Raw genomic sequence first — 16,430 nt, 5'->3', positions numbered from 1 at the left:
ATACCCGTGCCCGAAACTCGAAAGATCGCCGTTGTTCTGAAGGGCTACCCACGCCTTTCCGAGACCTTCATTGCCCAGGAACTGTTGGGTCTCGAAAGGGCGGGGCACGATCTCGTGCTCGTCGCCCTCAGACGGCCGACCGACGCGAAGCGACACCCCGTCCATGACGAGATTCGGGCGAAGGTCTTCTATCTCCCGGAATATCTGCATGAGGAACCTTGGCGGGTGTTTCGCTCGCTGTTAAAGTCGCTGCCGAAAAACGGCTTCTGGCGGGCACTTCCTCCCTTCACACGCGATCTCCGCCGTGACTGGACGCGCAACCGCTTCCGCCGCTTCGGCCAGGCGCTGGTGCTCTTCGCCGAATGGCCGGCCGGGGCGCGTTGGCTTCACGCGCATTTCATCCATACGCCCGCCTCGGTGACGGCCTATGCGAGCATCATGGCCGGCGTTCCCTGGACTTGCTCGGCCCATGCCAAGGACATCTGGACTTCCGCGGACTGGGCGCTGTCGGAGAAGCTTGGTCGGGCGCGCTGGACGGTGACATGCACGCGCAGCGGCTTCGAGCACTTGAAGAGCCTGGCGGCCGAGAAATCCCGGGTGCATCTCAGCTATCACGGCCTGGACCTCGATCGCTTCCCAAGCTTCGAGGGCGATCACTCCAGCCGCGACGGATATGATCCCGGCGATCCGGTGCGCATCGTCAGCGTCGGGCGGGCCGTCGCCAAGAAGGGCTACGACATTCTCCTCAAGGCGCTGGCGATATTGCCCGCCGACCTCAATTGGCGTTTCGACCACATAGGGGCGGGCGATCTGACCAAGGATATGCGGGGACTCGCCGGTGATCTCGGCCTTGCCCATCGCGTGACCTGGCACGGCGCGCTCGATCAGAAGGACGTGCTCGCGCGCTATCGGGAGAGCGACATATTTGCACTTGCCTGCCGGGTTGCGGCCGACGGCGATCGCGACGGCTTGCCGAACGTGCTGGTCGAGGCGTCGAGCCAGCGGCTTGCCTGTGTTTCGACACGTGTATCCGGCATTCCGGAGCTGCTTGAGGATAATGAGAACGGCCTTGTCGTGCCGCCCGAGGATCCGCGTGCCCTCGCAGCCGCGCTTGAGCGGCTTATCCGCGACCCGGCTTTGCGCAGGAGGCTTGGCGCTGCGGCGGAAAGGCGCGTGCGGGCCGAGTTCGACCACCACTCGAGCGTCAGCCAGTTGAGCGATCTTTTCGAAAGCGAATGGAGAAGGGCCCCTTGAGCAAGCGGCGCGTTTTTTTCTATGTGCAGCACCTGCTCGGTATCGGGCATCTGGCAAGGGCGAGCCGCATTGCGAAGGCGCTGCTGAAGCGCGGCTTCGACGTGACGATGGTCACCGGCGGCTTGCCGGTTCAGGGCTTTCCCGGAGAGGACATCAGGACGGTCGTCCTGCCGCCGGTGACGGCGGGGGACAAGGGATTCTCCGGTCTGGCAGACGCCGAGGCCAATCCGGTGACCGCCGCGTTCCAGGAGCGTCGCAAGGATCTGCTCCTGGATGCACTCCGCCGTGCGGAACCCGACATCGTCATCATCGAGGCCTTTCCGTTCGGCCGCCGGCAGATGCGCTTCGAGCTTCTGCCGCTGCTCGAGGCGATCGAAGCGATGGAACGCCGCCCGCTGGTCGCGACTTCGCTGCGCGACATTCTGCAGGAACGGACGAAGCCAGGCCGGGCCGAGGAGACGGTCGAACTGGTGAAGAAGCATTTCGACCTCGTGCTCGTCCACGGCGACCCGGCTTTTGCCCGGCTCGAGGAGACGTTTCCGCTGGCTGGCGAGATCGCCGAGCGGGTGGCCTATACCGGCCTTGTCGCCCCACCATCGCCGGGCGAGCCCGCCGAGACCTTCGACATTCTGGTTTCTGCGGGCGGCGGCGCCGTCGGCAAGGAACTGATCGGCGCTGCTCTCGGGGCTGCGAAGTTCTTGCCGCAAGAGCTCCGCTGGTGCCTGGTGACCGGCCCGAACCTGCCGCAGCCGGACTTCGACGAACTCGCCGTCTCGGCACCGGAAAATGCCAGCCTGTTTCGTTTCCGCCAGGATTTCGCAAGCCTCCTTGCCGGCGCGCGTCTCTCGGTGTCACAGGCCGGTTACAACACCGTCTGTGACATATTGCGGGCCGGATGCAGCGCGCTGCTCATTCCCTTTACCGCCGGCGGCGAAACGGAGCAGAGCACGCGGGCAACGAGACTGGAGAGGCTCGGGCTGGCCGCCGTCCTGCCCGAGGAAGGAATCACCGCGCGGCAACTCGCCCGCCGGGTGGAGGCGTCGCTTGCGCGTTCGAAACCCGATATTCCGCCGCTCGATCTCGACGGAGCCGACAATACGGCGACAATTATCGAGGAGCGTCTGAATCGGATGGAAGGCGTCAGACCGCACCGATCAGCATGAAGCGCGTATATTTCTTCATCGGCAGTGCGCCGGCGAAGTTGACCCGGGAAAGGCCGGCCTTGGCCTGAAACTCCCCGAGCGAGGCAACGCAGTTGATGTGGGTGGGCTCGCTGAAATAGTCGTTTGACTGCAAGAGCACGCGGGTGCCGGAGGGGACGAGGCCGAGCCATGCGCCAAGATCGGCGATGTGCTCGCAGCTCGTGTTGATGACGAGATCGGCCCCAAGGCCGCGATAGTCGATCTGATACATATCCGCGGTTGCGGCGTGAAAACGGGCGCCGAAGCCGGCATTCAGCGTCAGCGCCACCTGCTGGACCGCCGGATCGATGTCGAAACTGTCGATCGCGGCGATTATGAAGCGCCGATCTTCGAGCAGCATGGCCGGCAGAATGCCGTACCAGCCGCCGAGAACGGCAATCCTGCCGTAGTCGGAGCCGCCGCTCTTCAAAAGCTCCTCGCGGGCCCAGAGTTTGCAAAGAACCTGCTTGTGGTTGAAGGCATTGGCGATATTCGCTTCCGGATGCTTCGCAATGACCTTGGCTATGCCGGCGACAAGCGTGCTGCCCGTGTATGCGGCGAGACCCCGCGCGAGGTCATAACCGTTTTCGAGCCAATCGTCGGATGTGCGGGGGGAGTGGCTGGCATGCGTCATGCGGCTGTTGTAAGCTCACGATCCGGCAAGCGCAAGGCGCGCAAGAACACCGCGACTGGTCGGTTGCCGAAGGAGCCGAGCAGAACGACAGGGCAGTTCGATATCCGACTGAAGAAGTCTGCTTGGCCCACCAAGCGCTTGACATGGAGCATGCCTCTGCTCTCATGGCAGGCAGTCATCGAGTTCGCGGAAGAGGCGAACGCCATTGAAGATCTGGTGGAGAAAAACCATTTGCGGCTAGCGTCCGCCTTCGGAGCGGCCCTGCGATCCCGAATTTCAGATTAGGTCTCATTACCCGCCCATGGAACCCCGTCTTTCCCGCTACATCTGGACCCATACCCGAAAGTCGCAGCTCTGGATCCTCCTGATCGTGGCGCTGTCGATGATCCCCTATTTCATGTCTTTCGACCTGCCGAAGCAGATCGTCAACGGGCCGATCCAGGGACAGGGCTTCGAGACGCCCGGAGCGACCCAGCTCTTCCTGCCGATTTCCTTCAGCCTGCCGTACTTTGGCGAGGTCAATCTGTTTTCGGGAATCGAACTTGGGCGGCAGGGGACGCTGCTGGCACTCAGTCTCGTCTTTCTCCTGCTGGTGATCATCAACGGACTCTTCAAGTTCTACATCAACACTTACAAGGGCCGGCTCGGCGAAAGGCTCCTCAGACGCATCCGTTTCGAGCTCGTCGATCGCGTCCTGCGCTTCCCGCCGCATCACTTGAAGCGCGTGAAGCCCGCGGAAATCTCGACGATGATCAAGGATGAAGTGGAGCCGATGGGCGGCTTCACCGGCGACGCTTTCGTGCAGCCTGCGCTGCTCGGCGGCCAGGCGCTGACGGCGCTGATCTTCATCCTGATCCAGAGCTTCTGGCTCGGCATCATCGCCTTTGTCATCGTCGCGATCCAGGCGATAATCATTCCGCGCATGCGCCGGCGCCTGCTGGTGCTCGGCCGCGAGCGGCAGCTGACGGCACGCGAGCTCTCCGGACGGGTCAGCGAAATCGTCGATGGCATCGGCACGATCCGCGGCCATGATACGTCCAACTACGAGCGCGCCGACATTGCCGCCCGCCTCGGCCGGATTTTCAAGATCCGCTACGACCTTTACCAGTGGAAGTTCCTGGTGAAGTTCCTGAACAACTTCCTCGCCCAGGTCACGCCTTTCCTGTTCTATTCGATCGGCGGCTATTTCGCCCTCCAGGGACGCCTTGACATCGGCCAGCTGGTCGCGGTGATCGGTGCCTACAAGGACCTGCCGGGACCGCTGAAGGAACTGATCGATTGGGACCAGGCGCGCCAGGACGTGCAGGTCAAATACACCCAGGTCGTCGAACAGTTCAGCGTCGAGCCGCTGATCGACCCGAAGGTGCAGGAGGTTTCCCTTGCGTCGCCCCCGGTGCTCGCCGGCGTTCTTGCTGCCGTCAATCTCACTCTTGCCGACGACGGCGGCGCCAAGCTGATCGAGCATGTCTCCTTTCAGGTGCGCCCGGGCGAGACGGTGGCGGTTACGGGCGGCACGGGTGGCGGCGGAGAGGCTCTGGCCGAGGCCCTCGGCCGCCTGGCTTGGCCGGCAAGCGGCAGGATCGTCGTCGGCGACGATGACATCCATGAGCTGCCGGAGTCCGTCATCGGCCGGCGGATCTCCTATGCCTCCTCCGAGGTCTACACCTTCCAAGGCAGTCTCGGCGACAATCTGCTCTACGGTCTCAAGCATGCGCCGCTGACCGAGGTCGTCTATGAGGGCGACAAGGCGGCCCATCGCCGGTGGGAACTGCTCGAGGCGAAGCTCGCCGGCAATCCCTCGCTCGACCTCAATAGCGACTGGATCGACTATGGAGCGGCCGGAGCGACGGGGCCAGAGGATCTCTTCAACAAGGTCAGGGCGGTGCTCGACGTCGTGCTGTTGACGAACGACATTTCGGCATTGGCGGTCCGTTCGACGATCAATCCCGTCGAACATGAGGCATTTGCCCATGAAATCGTCGAAATGCGCGCAGCGCTCCGCCGGCGCCTCGAGGCCGAGAAGCTCAGCGACCTCGTCGTCTTCTTCGAGCCGGGCTCCTACAATATCGAGGCGACGGTCGGCGAGAACCTGCTCTTCGGCACGGTCACCGACAGGGCAAGGTGGGAGGAAGCGCTCGAGAATCATCCCTTCTTCAAGACGGTGCTGAAGCGGGCGGGCCTGCACGAGACCTTCTACGAAATGGGGCTGGAAATTGCCGAGAACGTCGTCGAATTGTTCCGCGACCTGCCGCCGGATCATCCGTTCTTCCAGCAGCTGACCTTCATGACCAGCGAGGAAATCCCGGGCTATGAAGCGCTTCTACAGAAGGTCAGGGGCCGGCCGCTCGACGAGGTCTCGGAGGAGGACGCGATCCGGATCATCCGACTGTGCTTCGGCTATATCGAGCCGCGGCATCGCTTCGGCCTGCTGACTGAGGAGCTTATGCAAAAGATCGTCGAGGCGCGGCGTGAGTTCAGCGACGGACTGCCTGCCGATCTCGTCGGCGTCATCGAGCACTACCAGCCGAACCGCTACATGGCCTCGGCCACCATCCTCGACAACGTGCTTTTCGGTCGCATCGGCCACAAGCACACGGATGGATCGGACAAGATCCGGGCGATCGTTCGCGATCTCTTCGAGGCGCTCGGCCTTTACAACAAGGTGCTGGCCTTCGGTCTCGATTTCGACGTCGGCGCCGGCGGCAAGCGGCTGACCGCAGGCCAGCGGCAGAAGCTCAATCTGGCGCGCACCCTGATCCGGCTTTCGGATTTCTACATCATCAACCAGCCGCTGGCGGCGCTCGACCAGCGCACCCAGGACCAGATTACCCGCAACGTCTTCGCCTTTCTCCACGACGAAAAGCGGGATCCGGCGATCGTGTGGGTTCTCTCCAATCCTGCCCTATCGGAACTCTTCGATCGCGTCGTGCATTTCGAAAACGGCCGGCTGGTGCACGACGAATCTGTGGAAACGCCCTCAAAAGACAGCGACTATAAGGAACTGGCGTCTTGATGTAATATTAGCATAGGGTGGCAGGCGTAATTTCCCGGCCGGTCGGGAACGGGCGTCTTCGCGCCCGCGGCACATTCGGAGAAGCGGACTGATATGCTCCTAAAAGACGAAGTGGAAATGTTGCGCCGGATAACGCTCTTTTCCGGTCTGCCGCCTGCGAAACTCAAGCTACTCGCTTTCACCTCCGACCGGGTGATGTACAGCGCCGGCGAAAACCTGTTCCGCCAAGGAGATATCGGAGACGCCGCCTATGTCATCCTGTCCGGCAAGGCCGACGTACTGGTATCGACGCCGACCGGCCAGCTGAAGGTCGCCGAAGTCGAGCAGAATTCGATCGTCGGCGAGATTGCAATCCTCTGCAACACGCCGCGCACCGCAACCATCCAGACGACCACTCCGCTCGAAGCCCTGCGGATCCGCAAGGACGATTTCCTGAAGCTGCTGGCCGATTTCCCCGAGATGGCGGTTGAGATCATGCGCGTGCTCGCCGACCGTCTCAGCCAGACGACGTCCGAGCTCACCGAAGCCCGCAGCCGCGCCCAACGGGCCGAGGCGTAGGGTTCCCAGACATTTCCGATGACGCGTCCGCCGGTACCCGTCCGCGGATGGGCGATTATTCCGGTTCCGGTTTCCGGAATCATGCAGTAGAGAGGCGCCATGCGCGCCATAACTTATTTCGACAAGACCGTTCACTTCCCCGACAAGCCGGAAAAGAAGCGCTTTTTCGCCCGCTTGCAGGCCGGTCAATGGGAACCCGGCACCTTCCAGAACATCGCGCGCCTGGTCGACGAAAAAACCACCTTCATCGACATCGGCGGCTGGATCGGCGTCACCCCCTATTGGGCGGCGCAGATCGCCAACAATGTTATCGTCGTCGAGCCCGACCCGGTGTGCTTCGACATCCTGACACAGATGAAGGCCGGCAATGCCGGCGAGGTGGAACTCGTCAATGCCGCCCTGTCGCAGGACGAACGCCTGGTGCTCAACTCCGTCGGCGGCGGTTTCGGCAGCTCGGAGACCTCGGCACTGATCGCCGACGACACCGGCATGGCGATCAGCGCCGAAACCGTGACGATCGAGAAGCTCCAGGCAATGGCAACGACCGAGCGCCTCTGCTTCAAGATCGATATCGAAGGCTATGAATACAAGGCGCTGGACCAGTTCCGGGCGATCGACCGCAGGCGAACGGCGGGTGTGCTCCTTGCGGTGCATCCGCAGATCCTGGCTGCCTCGCTTTCCGGTCCTGCGCTGTTTCGAGCCATCCGGACCATGGCCGCGACGGTGCGCTTGATCCGAAGCTTTCGCGGACTTCGCCTGGAGAACAGGTCGGCGATCTTTGCGGCATTGCGCAAATCGATCGCAAGACGCGAACTCAAAGGCTTCGACCTGCTCTTCCTTCCCAAGTGAGTAAGGGACGGCGTGTCAGATTGCCGGTCGGACGCTATGGAAGATGGTCGGCGCGGCGCCGGGTATCCTGCTTAGCGCATAGACTTCATAGGCAGCCTGCGGATCGTCGCCCATGCCGAGCGAACCCACCGGCATGCCGGGCACCGCGAGCCCGGGAATGTTCGGGCGCTCGGCGAGCAACTTTCTAATCGCCTCGAGCGGCACGTGCCCCTCGATCAGATAGCCGTCGAGCACCGCCGTGTGACAGGCCGCCATGTCCGGCGGCACGGCAAAGCGCCGCTTGATCGCGGTCATGTCGCTTTCGTTATGGACTTCGACCGCGAAGCCCGCTTCCCTCATGGCTGCCGCCCAGCTTTCGCAGCAGCCGCAGCCGGGATCCTTGTAGATCACCATGCGCACGGCGCCTGCCAGCGGGGTCGGAGCGCCGAGTAGGACAACACAGGCGCATGCCAGGGTGCCGGCCAGGAAATCTCTGCGGTGGATGGTCATCGGATCACTCCTTCCCCGCGCTGTTCATTCCAGCGCACCGCGGATCGCATGAAATTAGACGCCCGAATGGTCAGCGTGTCGATGCACCAGATCGCCGCAGGCCGCGGACCGGCTCGCCGCCGCGGCCGAAACGCGCCGGCTCGGGCGACTTCTTCGGTTCGTTGTCTGCATCGGCAAGATCGTCGATGATCGGGCAGTCCGGCCGCGCGTCGCCGTGGCAATGGGCCGCAAGGTGTTTCAGCGTCAGACTCATCGCCTTCAGTTCCTCCGCCTTGCGCTCCAGTATCGCGACCTGATCGAGTGCGATCTTCTTCACCTCGCCGCTGGCGCGCGAACGATCGCGCCAAAGTGCCAGAAGTTCCGCCATCTGCTCGACGGTGAAGCCGAGGTCGCGGGCCCGCCGGATGAACCGCAGCGTATGGACGTCGTTGTCGCCGTAGTTGCGATAGCCGGATTGGGCCCTGTCGGCCGGCGGAATGAGGCCGATCTTCTCATAATAGCGGATCATCTTCGCCGAAACCCCCGAGGCGCGTGCGAGATCGCCGATATTCATGTCGTCATCCTTTCGACAGCCGGCAGCCAAGCCGAAATATAGGAACTTGCCGGGGCGGACGCCAATAAGGACCCGCTGCCGTTCACGCCTGCCGCTCCGAAGCTCGGAATCCCTTGAGGCGTAACGCATTGGCGACCACGAAGACGCTAGAAAGCGCCATTGCTCCGGCGGCAAAGACCGGCGAGAGCAGGACGCCATAGCCGGGATAGAGCGCGCCGGCGGCCACCGGAATCAGAACCACGTTATAGGCGAAGGCCCAGAACAGGTTTTGCTTGATGTTGCGGATCGTCGTCTTCGAAAGGGCGATCGCATTCGGCACGCCGACGAGGTCGCCGGACATCAGCACCACGTCGGCGCTCTCGATTGCGACATCGGTTCCCGTGCCGATCGCGATTCCGACATCTGCGGCGGCAAGCGCCGGCGCGTCGTTGATACCGTCGCCGACGAAGGCGACTCTTCGGCCGTCCGCCTGCAGGCGCTTGACCGCCGCGGCCTTGCCGTCCGGCAGCACCTCGGCGAGCACCTCGTCGATGCCGAGCTTGCGGGCGATCGCCTCGGCCGTTCGGCGATTGTCGCCGGTGACGATCGCGATCTTCAGGCCGAGGTCATGCAGCGCTCGGACGGCCTCTCGCGTCGTCTCCTTCAGCGGATCGGCAACCGCGATGATGGCGGCGACCCTGCCGTCGATCGCCGCATAGAGCGGGCTCTTGCCCTCGTCGCCGAGCCGGGCGGCTTCGGAGGCAAAGTGCGAGACGTCGAGGCCGAGACGTGCCATCAGCCTGTCGGCGCCAATGTGGACGTCCTTTCCGGCAACCTCGGCTCTGGTGCCAAAACCCGGAATTGCCTCGAACTTCTCAGGCTCGGCCAATTCGAGGCCGGCGGCTTCGGCCGCGGAAACGATCGCTTCGGCGATCGGGTGTTCGGACCGTGCTTCGGCGGCGGCGATTAGAGCCAGGACGGTGTTGCGCTCGAAACCGGGCGCGCTCTCGAGATCGGTCAGCTCCGGCCGTCCCTCGGTCAGCGTGCCGGTCTTGTCGATGGCGATGACCGCGGCATTGCGCAAGGTCTGCAACGCTTCGCCCTTGCGAAAAAGCACGCCCATCTCGGCGGCCCGGCCGGTGCCGACCATGATCGAAGTTGGCGTGGCGAGACCCATGGCACAGGGGCAGGCGATGATCAGTACCGCGACGCTGTTGACGAGCGCGAAGGTGAGGGCCGGGTCCGGCCCGAAAACGAGCCAGGTGAGGAAAGTCACCACGGCGACCGCCATCACGGCCGGCACGAACCACCCGGTGACGCGATCGACGAGCGTCTGGATCGGCAGTTTCGCGCCTTGCGCCTGCTCGACCATCCGGATGATCTGCGCAAGAATGGTATCGGTGCCAACCTTGGTGGCACGGAAGGTGAAGGCGCCGGTCCTGTTGATCGTGCCGCCGACGACATCCGAACCCTTCGTCTTTTCCACCGGCACGGGCTCGCCGGTGATCATCGATTCGTCGACATAGGATTGGCCTTCGACGACCACGCCGTCGACGGCGACCTTCTCGCCAGGCCGCACCAGCACCATGTCGCCCACGCGCAACTCGGCAACCGGGATTTCCAGCATCTCGCCGCCGCGCCGGACGCGCGCTGTCTTGGGCTGCAGGCCCATCAAGTGCTTGATCGCCTCCGATGTGCGGCCCTTGGCGCGCGCTTCGAGGAGCCGTCCGAGCAGGATCAGTGTGACGATGACGGCTGCCGCCTCGTAGTAGACATTGGCGGTGCCGGCCGGCAGGAGCCGGGGCGCAAAGGTGGCGACGACCGAATAGCCCCAGGCGGCGGCCGTTCCGATCGCCACCAGCGAGTTCATGTCAGGTGCGGCGCGCAACAAGGCAGGCACGCCCTTGGCGAAGAAGCGGAGGCCGGGGCCGAAGAGAACGATCGTCGCCAGAGCGAACTGCAGGTACCGGCTCTCGGCCATGCCGATGCGGGTCATCACCAAATCATGGATTGCCGGAACGAAGTGCGAGCCCATCTCGAGGAGGAAGACAGGAAGCGTCAGGAGGGCGCCGGTCAGGAAGGCCCGCTCAACGCGTCTCAGCTCCTGTGCGCGCCTTTCTCCCTCGCGGTCGATATCCTGATCATTGCCGCGCTGATGTGCCTCGTAGCCGACGCCGCGAACCGCTTCCACCAGCTGCTCGGTGGAGGCGAGCCCCCTTACTAGCCGGATCGAGGCCCTCTCGTTGGCAAGATTGACATTCGCCTCGACGACGCCGGGGACGGCCTTCAGCGCCTTCTCGACGCGCCCCACGCAGGAGGCGCAACTCATCCCCTCGATGCCGAGCTCAAGCGCATCTTCAACCGCCCCGTAGCCGAGATTCTCGATCGCCTTGATGATCTCGGATGGTTTCGCCGTCTCGTCGAAGCGAATGTCGGCACGCTCCGTTGCCAGGTTGACGGAGGCGGAAACCACCCCCGGGACGGCGCTAATCGCCTTCTCGACGCGCGCGACGCAGGAGGCGCAGCTCATGCCCTCCACGGAAAGGCTGACGTTTTGCGTGCTTTCCACGTGCCTCGTTCCGGCTGCGTTCAGGGATGCCATGCTTATGTTCCTTGCGGTTATATCTGTCATTGAAGATGGGCCTTCCAACGGTGGGAAGGTCAAGGCGGACGCTTTGGAAAAATATTCGGGGTTTGATGATGATGATGATGACGCCGGTGCTTCGAAGGGCTGCGGCGGCCTGTCGCATGACGAGGGAGAGCGCTCACCGGCTTGAGACCGGCAAATTGAAGCACGAGCTGGCGCGACCGAAGGACCAGCGGGCTCACCTTCAATGTTCGAACGGTAATGGCCGGTCACCACAGCCGGTTGACACTTATATGATAAGTGCATAGTAAGAGCGTCACTTCAATTGCACATCGCCTATGCGGACGGGTGGCGAAACCGGGGGAATAAAGCGGTGAAAACCAGCCCTTCAAACTGCCGGGTCGGCGTCGATATCGGCGGCACCTTTACGGACATCGCCCTCGATCTGGACGGAGTTCTCCACTCCACCAAGGTACTGACCGACTACGTGGCGCCGGAGCGGGCGATCTTGAAGGGTGTAGGGGTCGTCGCCGAGATGGCCGGCATAGCGCTTTCGGACATCGATATCCTAATCCACGGCACGACGCTTGCCACCAATGCGCTCATCGAGCGGCGCGGGGCTAAGACGGCGCTGGTGACGACGGAAGGGTTCCGCGATGTGCTGGAGATGCGCACGGAGAACCGCTTCGAGCAATACGATCTCAACATCTCGCTGCCGCCGGCGCTGATTGCCCGCGCGGATCGTTTCGTCGTGCGCGAGCGGATCGCCGCGTCGGGCAAAGTTCTTCTGCAGCTGGATGAAGCATCCGTCGCGGCAGTCATCGAGAAGATCGCCGCGGGCGGTTACGAGAGTGTCGCCATCGGGTTCATCCATGCCTATGCCAACGGCGCGCATGAGGTTGCGGTGCGTGAGGCCATGCTCGAGCGGCTGCCGCATGTCTCCGTCTCGATTTCCTCCGAAGTTTCCCCGCAAATGCGCGAGTTCGAGCGCTTCAACACGGTCTGCGCCAATGCCTATGTGAAACCGGCGATCAAATCCTATCTCGACCGGCTCGTCGTGTCGCTGAAGGAGATCGGCGTCGGCTGCCCGGTCTTCATGATCCATTCGGGCGGCGGCATCGTCTCGGTGGAAAGCGCGTCGGAGTTCCCGGTGCGGCTGGTGGAATCCGGTCCCGCGGGCGGGGCGATCTTCGCGGCAGACATTGCCCGGCGTCATGGTCTCGACACGGTGCTCTCCTTCGACATGGGCGGCACCACCGCCAAGATCTGCCTGATCGAGAACCAGGTGCCGAAGACAGCCAAGACCTTCGAGGTCGCCCGCACCTACCGCTTCCGCAAGGGCTCCGGCATGCCGATCTCGATTCCGGTGGTCGAGATGGTCGAGATCGGTGCGGGCGGCGGTTCGATCGCCAGTGTCGACGGCATGCGCCAGATCCGTGTCGGACCGCACTCCGCCGCTTCAGAGCCGGGCCCGGCCTGCTACCAGCGCGGCGGCAAGAACCCGACCGTGACGGATGCCGACCTGATCCTCGGCAAGCTCGATCCGGAGAACTTTGCCGGCGGCGCCATCCCGCTCTCCATCGATGCGAGCCGCAAGGCGATGAGCGACGATATCGGCTCTGTTCTCGCGCTCGATCCGGAAGCTGCCGCCTACGGCACCTGCGAGATGGTGGACGAGAACATGGCCAATGCCGGCCGCGTCCATACGGTCGAGAACGGCAAGAACATCGCCGACTTCACGATGATCACCTTCGGCGGCGCCGGACCGCTGCATGCGGCGCGTCTCTGCGAGAAGATGGGGATTACCACCTTCCTCGTCCCGCCGGGCGCCGGCGTCGGCTCGGCGATCGGCTTTTTGAAGGCACCCTTCGGCTATGAGTCCGTGCGCAGCGCCGTCTTCAACCTTACGAAATTCGATCATGCGGCGGCGAACCGGCTTATGGAAGCGATGCTGGCCGAGGCCGTCGGCTTCGTCGAAGGCGGGCTCGACATGGGCCAGCCGGTGATCGAACGCATCCTTTTCATGCGCTACGCCGGGCAGGGCTGGGACATTCCCGTTCCGCTGCAGTCCCCCCGCTTCGACTCCGACAGTGCCAAGACGATCGCTGCGCTGTTCGAGACTGAATACGGGCGCTTCTTCGGCCGCGCCATCGAAGGCCTCGATATCGAGATCGTCAGCTGGTCGGTCAAGGCGAGCTCGCCGCTGCCGCCGGTCGCCCGGGTTGCCGCCGTTGCTGAAGGCGAGGCCATCAGGCCCGCCAAGACGCGCCGGCTGTTCGAAGCAGCTCAAGGGACCTATCTCGAAGCGGGTATTCATGAACGGACGCACCTGAAGCCCGGCGACGTCGTCAGAGGTCCGGCCGTTATCGTGGAGCGAGAGACCTCGACGGTTCTGACCTCCGCCTTCAGGGCCATCGTTCAGAACGACGGCTGCCTGCTCGTATCACGGCTTTGAGGATATTCCCATGAACCAATCGATGATCGATATCCACATGCAGGTCATGTGGAACCGCCTGATCTCCGTCGTCGAGGAGCAGGCGCAGACGCTGATCCGCACGGCCTTCTCCACCTCCGTCCGCGAGGCAGGCGATCTTTCCGCCGGCGTGTTCGACCTCGAAGGGCGCATGCTGGCGCAGGCCGTCACCGGCACGCCGGGCCACGTCAACGCCATGGCGGAATCCGTTGCGCACTTCATCCGCGATATCGGCCCGGAGAACATCTTCGAAGGCGACGTCTACATCACCAACGATCCATGGAAGGGCACCGGTCACCTGCACGACATCACGGTCGTCACGCCTTCCTTCCACCACGGCAAGCTCGTCGGCTACTTCGCCTCGACTGCCCATGTCGTCGATGTCGGCGGCCGCGGCTTCGGCCCGGATGCGCGTGAGGTCTACGAGGAAGGCATCTTCATCCCGATCATGAAGTTCTTAGAGCGCGGTGAACTGAACCGTACGCTCATCCATATCGTGCGCAACAACGTCCGAGAAAGCGACAAGGTGGTCGGCGACTTCCATGCGCTTGCAGCTTGCAACGAGACCGGCCACCGCCGCCTCATCGACATGCTGACGGAATTCAACCTCGAAGACCTGTCGATGATCGGCGGCTTCATCCTGAAGAACAGCCGCGAGGCGACGCTCGATCGGTTGAAGGACCTGCCGCACGGCTCCTGGGAGTACAGCCTCGATCTCGATGGCTACGATGAACCGGTGCACCTTGCCGCAAAGCTCACCATCAGCCCCGAGGGCGTGGCGGTCGATTTCGACGGTACCTCCGGCACGAGCAAGTTCGGCATCAACGTGCCGCTTGTCTATGCGAAGGCCTATGCCTGCTACGGCATCAAATGCGTCGTTGCCCCGGAAATCCCGAACAACGCCGCCTCGCTTGCGCCGTTCGACGTCGTCGCGCCGGAAGGCTGCATCCTCAATGCCAAACGTCCGGCGCCGGTCGCGGTGCGCCACGTGCTCGGCCATTTCGTCCCGGATCTGGTGCTCGGCGCGCTACATCAGGCGCTGCCGGGTCAGGTGCCGGCCGAAGGCGCGAGCGCGCTCTGGAACCTGCATATGAGCGTGCGCCCAGTCTCCGATCAAATCGGCGGCAAGGGCGCGGAGATCCTGATGTTCAACTCCGGCGGTTCCGGCGCACGCGCTTCGCTCGATGGGCTGAACGCCACTGCTTTCCCCAGCGGCGTCCATACTATGCCGATCGAGGCGACGGAGAATGTCGGCCCGGTCATCGTCTGGCGCAAGGAGTTACGCGAAGGATCCGGCGGCGCCGGTGCACAGCGCGGCGGCCTCGGCCAGATGATCGAGATCGAGGCGGCCGAGGGCTATTCTTTCCGCTTCTCCGCCATGTTCGACCGTCTCGGTCATCCGGCGCGCGGCCGCGACGGGGGCAGGGACGGGGCGGCCGGTTTCGTGACGCTCGACGATGGAACGGTGCTGAAGGGCAAGGGATTGCAATTCGTGCCTGAGGGAAGAAGGCTCGTGCTCGCGCTTCCGGGCGGCGGAGGCTACGGCGATCCGGCGGAGCGCCCTGCGGATGCTGTCGCCCATGACGTCAGGCACGGCTACATCACCGAAGATCAGGCCATGCTCTACGGCAAGGCGAAAAGGAAGGCATGAACATGATGACGTTCGAAAGCAGCCGAGCCGCGACGATCAAGTCCTCGCCGTCGATGGCGATTTCTCTTGCCGCCAAGGCAATGCGGGCCCAGGGCGAGCATGTGGTCGACCTCTCGCTCGGCGAGCCGGATTTCGACACGCCGGCGCATGTCGTCGCGGCGGCGGCCGACGCGATGAAGCGCGGGATCACCCGCTATACGGCCCCGGACGGCCTGCCCGAACTGCGCGAGGCGATCGTCGCCAAGTTCAGGCGCGAGAACGATCTCGACTACGCCATGGACGAGATCTCGATCGGCAACGGCGCCAAGCAGATACTCTTCAATGCCTTCCTCGGAACGCTTGAGCCGGGCGATGAGGTGGTGGTTCCGGCGCCCTACTGGGTCTCCTATACGGATATTGTGATCCTGCACGGCGGTTTACCTGTCGTCGTGCCCTGCGGCGTCGAGGATGCCTTCAAGATTACACCTGAACGCCTCGAAGCGGCGATTACGCCCAAAACGCGTTGGTTCCTGTTTAACTCACCCTCCAACCCGACCGGTGCGATCTATACCGCCGACGAGCTGAAAGCCCTTGGCGAAGTGCTGGCACGCCACCCGCGCGTCGCCATCATGTCGGACGAGATTTACGAGCACATCGTCTGCGGTGACGTGCCCTTCACCTCATTCGCGAATGCATGCCCCGAACTGCGCAATCGCACGCTCCTGATCAACGGCGTGTCCAAGGCCTATGCGATGACCGGCTGGCGGCTCGGCTATGCGGCAGGGCCGAAGGAACTGACGAAGGTGTTGAACAAACTCCAGTCACAGAGCACCACCTGTCCGTCTTCGATCACCCAGGTTGCCGCCGCGGCTGCGCTGAACGGCCCGCAGGATTTCGTGACGAAAGCTGTGACGGAATACAAGGCGCGCGGTGAAATGGTGACGCAAGGTTTCGGCGCGATTGCCGGTCTTGAAGTACGCGCCCCGGAAGGCGCATTCTATCTGTTTCCGAAATGCGCCGCCTATATCGGCAAGACCGCGCCGGACGGAGCGACAATCGCCAGTGACACTGAGCTGGCGTCGTACCTCCTGAAGGAGGGAAAGGTCGCGACCGTGCCGGGTTCAGCTTTCGGCGTAGAGCCCTATATTCGCCTGTCCTTCGCAACATCGCGCGAAAACCTCGCTTTGGCCATCGAGCGAACCGCCGGTGCCCTGGCTAGACTTCGCTAAT

14 protein-coding genes are annotated in these 16,430 nt (G+C 63.4%); 10 read left to right on the top strand and 4 right to left on the bottom strand.

Annotation, left to right across the window (positions count from 1 at the left end; genetic code table 11):
• Positions 1-6 precede the first annotated feature (6 nt).
• Together SS05631_RS24110 and SS05631_RS24105 are read left to right on the top strand one after the other, a co-directional pair.
• A complete protein-coding gene (locus SS05631_RS24110; protein WP_037416875.1) occupies positions 7-1,254 on the top strand; it encodes a glycosyltransferase family 4 protein in 1,248 nt (415 codons plus the stop codon).
• Positions 1,236-2,417, top strand: a complete 1,182-nt coding sequence (locus SS05631_RS24105) for a glycosyltransferase (protein WP_037416878.1) — start codon at positions 1,236-1,238, stop codon at positions 2,415-2,417. Before SS05631_RS24110 ends, SS05631_RS24105 begins: the two co-directional genes overlap by 19 nt.
• Here the strand turns inward: SS05631_RS24105 and SS05631_RS24100 are convergent.
• Positions 2,395-3,069: a hypothetical protein gene (locus tag SS05631_RS24100; protein WP_037416881.1), complete on the bottom strand. Its 675-nt coding sequence runs from the start codon at positions 3,067-3,069 to the stop codon at positions 2,395-2,397. The two genes, SS05631_RS24105 and SS05631_RS24100, sit on opposite strands and share 23 nt — an antisense overlap.
• On the opposite strand from SS05631_RS24100, the gene SS05631_RS24095 reads away from it, so the two are divergent.
• The 4 genes from SS05631_RS24095 (at position 3,061) to SS05631_RS24080 (ending at position 7,489) form a co-directional block, all read left to right on the top strand.
• Complete coding sequence (locus SS05631_RS24095) at positions 3,061-3,354, top strand: hypothetical protein (protein ID WP_037416884.1); 294 nt, start codon at positions 3,061-3,063, stop codon at positions 3,352-3,354. The two genes, SS05631_RS24100 and SS05631_RS24095, sit on opposite strands and share 9 nt — an antisense overlap.
• A gap of 16 nt (positions 3,355-3,370) precedes the next feature.
• On the top strand, positions 3,371-6,082 hold the full coding sequence (locus SS05631_RS24090; protein ID WP_037416887.1) for an ABC transporter ATP-binding protein: 2,712 nt from the start codon (positions 3,371-3,373) through the stop codon (positions 6,080-6,082).
• 93 nt (positions 6,083-6,175) lie between these two features.
• Positions 6,176-6,640 carry a Crp/Fnr family transcriptional regulator gene (locus tag SS05631_RS24085; RefSeq protein ID WP_037416890.1) on the top strand — a complete coding sequence of 155 codons (465 nt, stop codon included), beginning with the start codon at positions 6,176-6,178 and terminating at the stop codon, positions 6,638-6,640.
• Positions 6,641-6,739: 99 nt separating this feature from the next.
• A complete protein-coding gene (locus tag SS05631_RS24080) occupies positions 6,740-7,489 on the top strand; it encodes an FkbM family methyltransferase (RefSeq protein ID WP_037416893.1) in 750 nt (249 codons plus the stop codon).
• A 15-nt stretch (positions 7,490-7,504) separates the two neighbouring features.
• Here SS05631_RS24080 and SS05631_RS24075 read toward each other — a convergent pair whose 3' ends face one another.
• The 3 genes from SS05631_RS24075 to SS05631_RS24065 all read right to left on the bottom strand — a co-directional run bounded on the left by SS05631_RS24075 (position 7,505) and on the right by SS05631_RS24065 (position 11,112).
• Positions 7,505-7,978, bottom strand: a complete 474-nt coding sequence (locus SS05631_RS24075; RefSeq protein ID WP_083853947.1) for a DUF411 domain-containing protein — start codon at positions 7,976-7,978, stop codon at positions 7,505-7,507.
• Positions 7,979-8,048: 70 nt separating this feature from the next.
• Positions 8,049-8,531 carry a Cu(I)-responsive transcriptional regulator gene (cueR, locus tag SS05631_RS24070; RefSeq protein WP_037416897.1) on the bottom strand — a complete coding sequence of 161 codons (483 nt, stop codon included), beginning with the start codon at positions 8,529-8,531 and terminating at the stop codon, positions 8,049-8,051.
• Between the two features lie 82 nt (positions 8,532-8,613).
• Positions 8,614-11,112: a heavy metal translocating P-type ATPase gene (locus tag SS05631_RS24065; protein ID WP_037416900.1), complete on the bottom strand. Its 2,499-nt coding sequence runs from the start codon at positions 11,110-11,112 to the stop codon at positions 8,614-8,616.
• A 4-nt stretch (positions 11,113-11,116) separates the two neighbouring features.
• On the opposite strand from SS05631_RS24065, the gene SS05631_RS31145 reads away from it, so the two are divergent.
• The 4 genes from SS05631_RS31145 (at position 11,117) to SS05631_RS24050 (ending at position 16,429) form a co-directional block, all read left to right on the top strand.
• Positions 11,117-11,287: a hypothetical protein gene (locus SS05631_RS31145; RefSeq protein WP_157213162.1), complete on the top strand. Its 171-nt coding sequence runs from the start codon at positions 11,117-11,119 to the stop codon at positions 11,285-11,287.
• A gap of 183 nt (positions 11,288-11,470) precedes the next feature.
• Complete coding sequence (locus SS05631_RS24060) at positions 11,471-13,552, top strand: hydantoinase/oxoprolinase family protein (RefSeq protein WP_037416903.1); 2,082 nt, start codon at positions 11,471-11,473, stop codon at positions 13,550-13,552.
• 10 nt (positions 13,553-13,562) lie between these two features.
• Complete coding sequence (locus SS05631_RS24055) at positions 13,563-15,221, top strand: hydantoinase B/oxoprolinase family protein (protein ID WP_037416907.1); 1,659 nt, start codon at positions 13,563-13,565, stop codon at positions 15,219-15,221.
• Complete coding sequence (locus SS05631_RS24050; protein WP_037416910.1) at positions 15,218-16,429, top strand: pyridoxal phosphate-dependent aminotransferase; 1,212 nt, start codon at positions 15,218-15,220, stop codon at positions 16,427-16,429. The genes SS05631_RS24055 and SS05631_RS24050 overlap by 4 nt, the downstream gene beginning before the upstream one ends.
• The last annotated feature ends 1 nt before the right edge of the window (position 16,430 follow it).

The organism is Sinorhizobium sp. CCBAU 05631, from assembly GCF_002288505.1.
In the GTDB taxonomy this organism is placed as follows: Bacteria; Pseudomonadota; Alphaproteobacteria; order Rhizobiales; family Rhizobiaceae; genus Sinorhizobium; species Sinorhizobium fredii_C.
Note: the sequence above shows the minus strand (reverse complement) of the source record. Positions and strands in the feature narration are given on the sequence as shown.

What these genes read in the sequence shown, in the direction of transcription:
- SS05631_RS24055 (WP_037416907.1), top strand. Translation starts at nt 13,563, where the DNA reads ATGAACCAATCGATGATCGATATCCACATGCAGGTCATGTGGAACCGC.
- SS05631_RS24050 (WP_037416910.1), top strand. Translation starts at nt 15,218, where the DNA reads ATGAACATGATGACGTTCGAAAGCAGCCGAGCCGCGACGATCAAGTCC.
- SS05631_RS24095 (WP_037416884.1), top strand. Translation starts at nt 3,061, where the DNA reads ATGCGTCATGCGGCTGTTGTAAGCTCACGATCCGGCAAGCGCAAGGCG.
- SS05631_RS31145 (WP_157213162.1), top strand. Translation starts at nt 11,117, where the DNA reads ATGTTCCTTGCGGTTATATCTGTCATTGAAGATGGGCCTTCCAACGGT.
- cueR (WP_037416897.1), bottom strand. Translation starts at nt 8,531, where the DNA reads ATGAATATCGGCGATCTCGCACGCGCCTCGGGGGTTTCGGCGAAGATG.
- SS05631_RS24105 (WP_037416878.1), top strand. Translation starts at nt 1,236, where the DNA reads ATGGAGAAGGGCCCCTTGAGCAAGCGGCGCGTTTTTTTCTATGTGCAG.
- SS05631_RS24090 (WP_037416887.1), top strand. Translation starts at nt 3,371, where the DNA reads ATGGAACCCCGTCTTTCCCGCTACATCTGGACCCATACCCGAAAGTCG.
- SS05631_RS24065 (WP_037416900.1), bottom strand. Translation starts at nt 11,112, where the DNA reads ATGGCATCCCTGAACGCAGCCGGAACGAGGCACGTGGAAAGCACGCAA.
- SS05631_RS24080 (WP_037416893.1), top strand. Translation starts at nt 6,740, where the DNA reads ATGCGCGCCATAACTTATTTCGACAAGACCGTTCACTTCCCCGACAAG.
- SS05631_RS24075 (WP_083853947.1), bottom strand. Translation starts at nt 7,978, where the DNA reads ATGACCATCCACCGCAGAGATTTCCTGGCCGGCACCCTGGCATGCGCC.
- SS05631_RS24100 (WP_037416881.1), bottom strand. Translation starts at nt 3,069, where the DNA reads ATGACGCATGCCAGCCACTCCCCCCGCACATCCGACGATTGGCTCGAA.
- SS05631_RS24085 (WP_037416890.1), top strand. Translation starts at nt 6,176, where the DNA reads ATGCTCCTAAAAGACGAAGTGGAAATGTTGCGCCGGATAACGCTCTTT.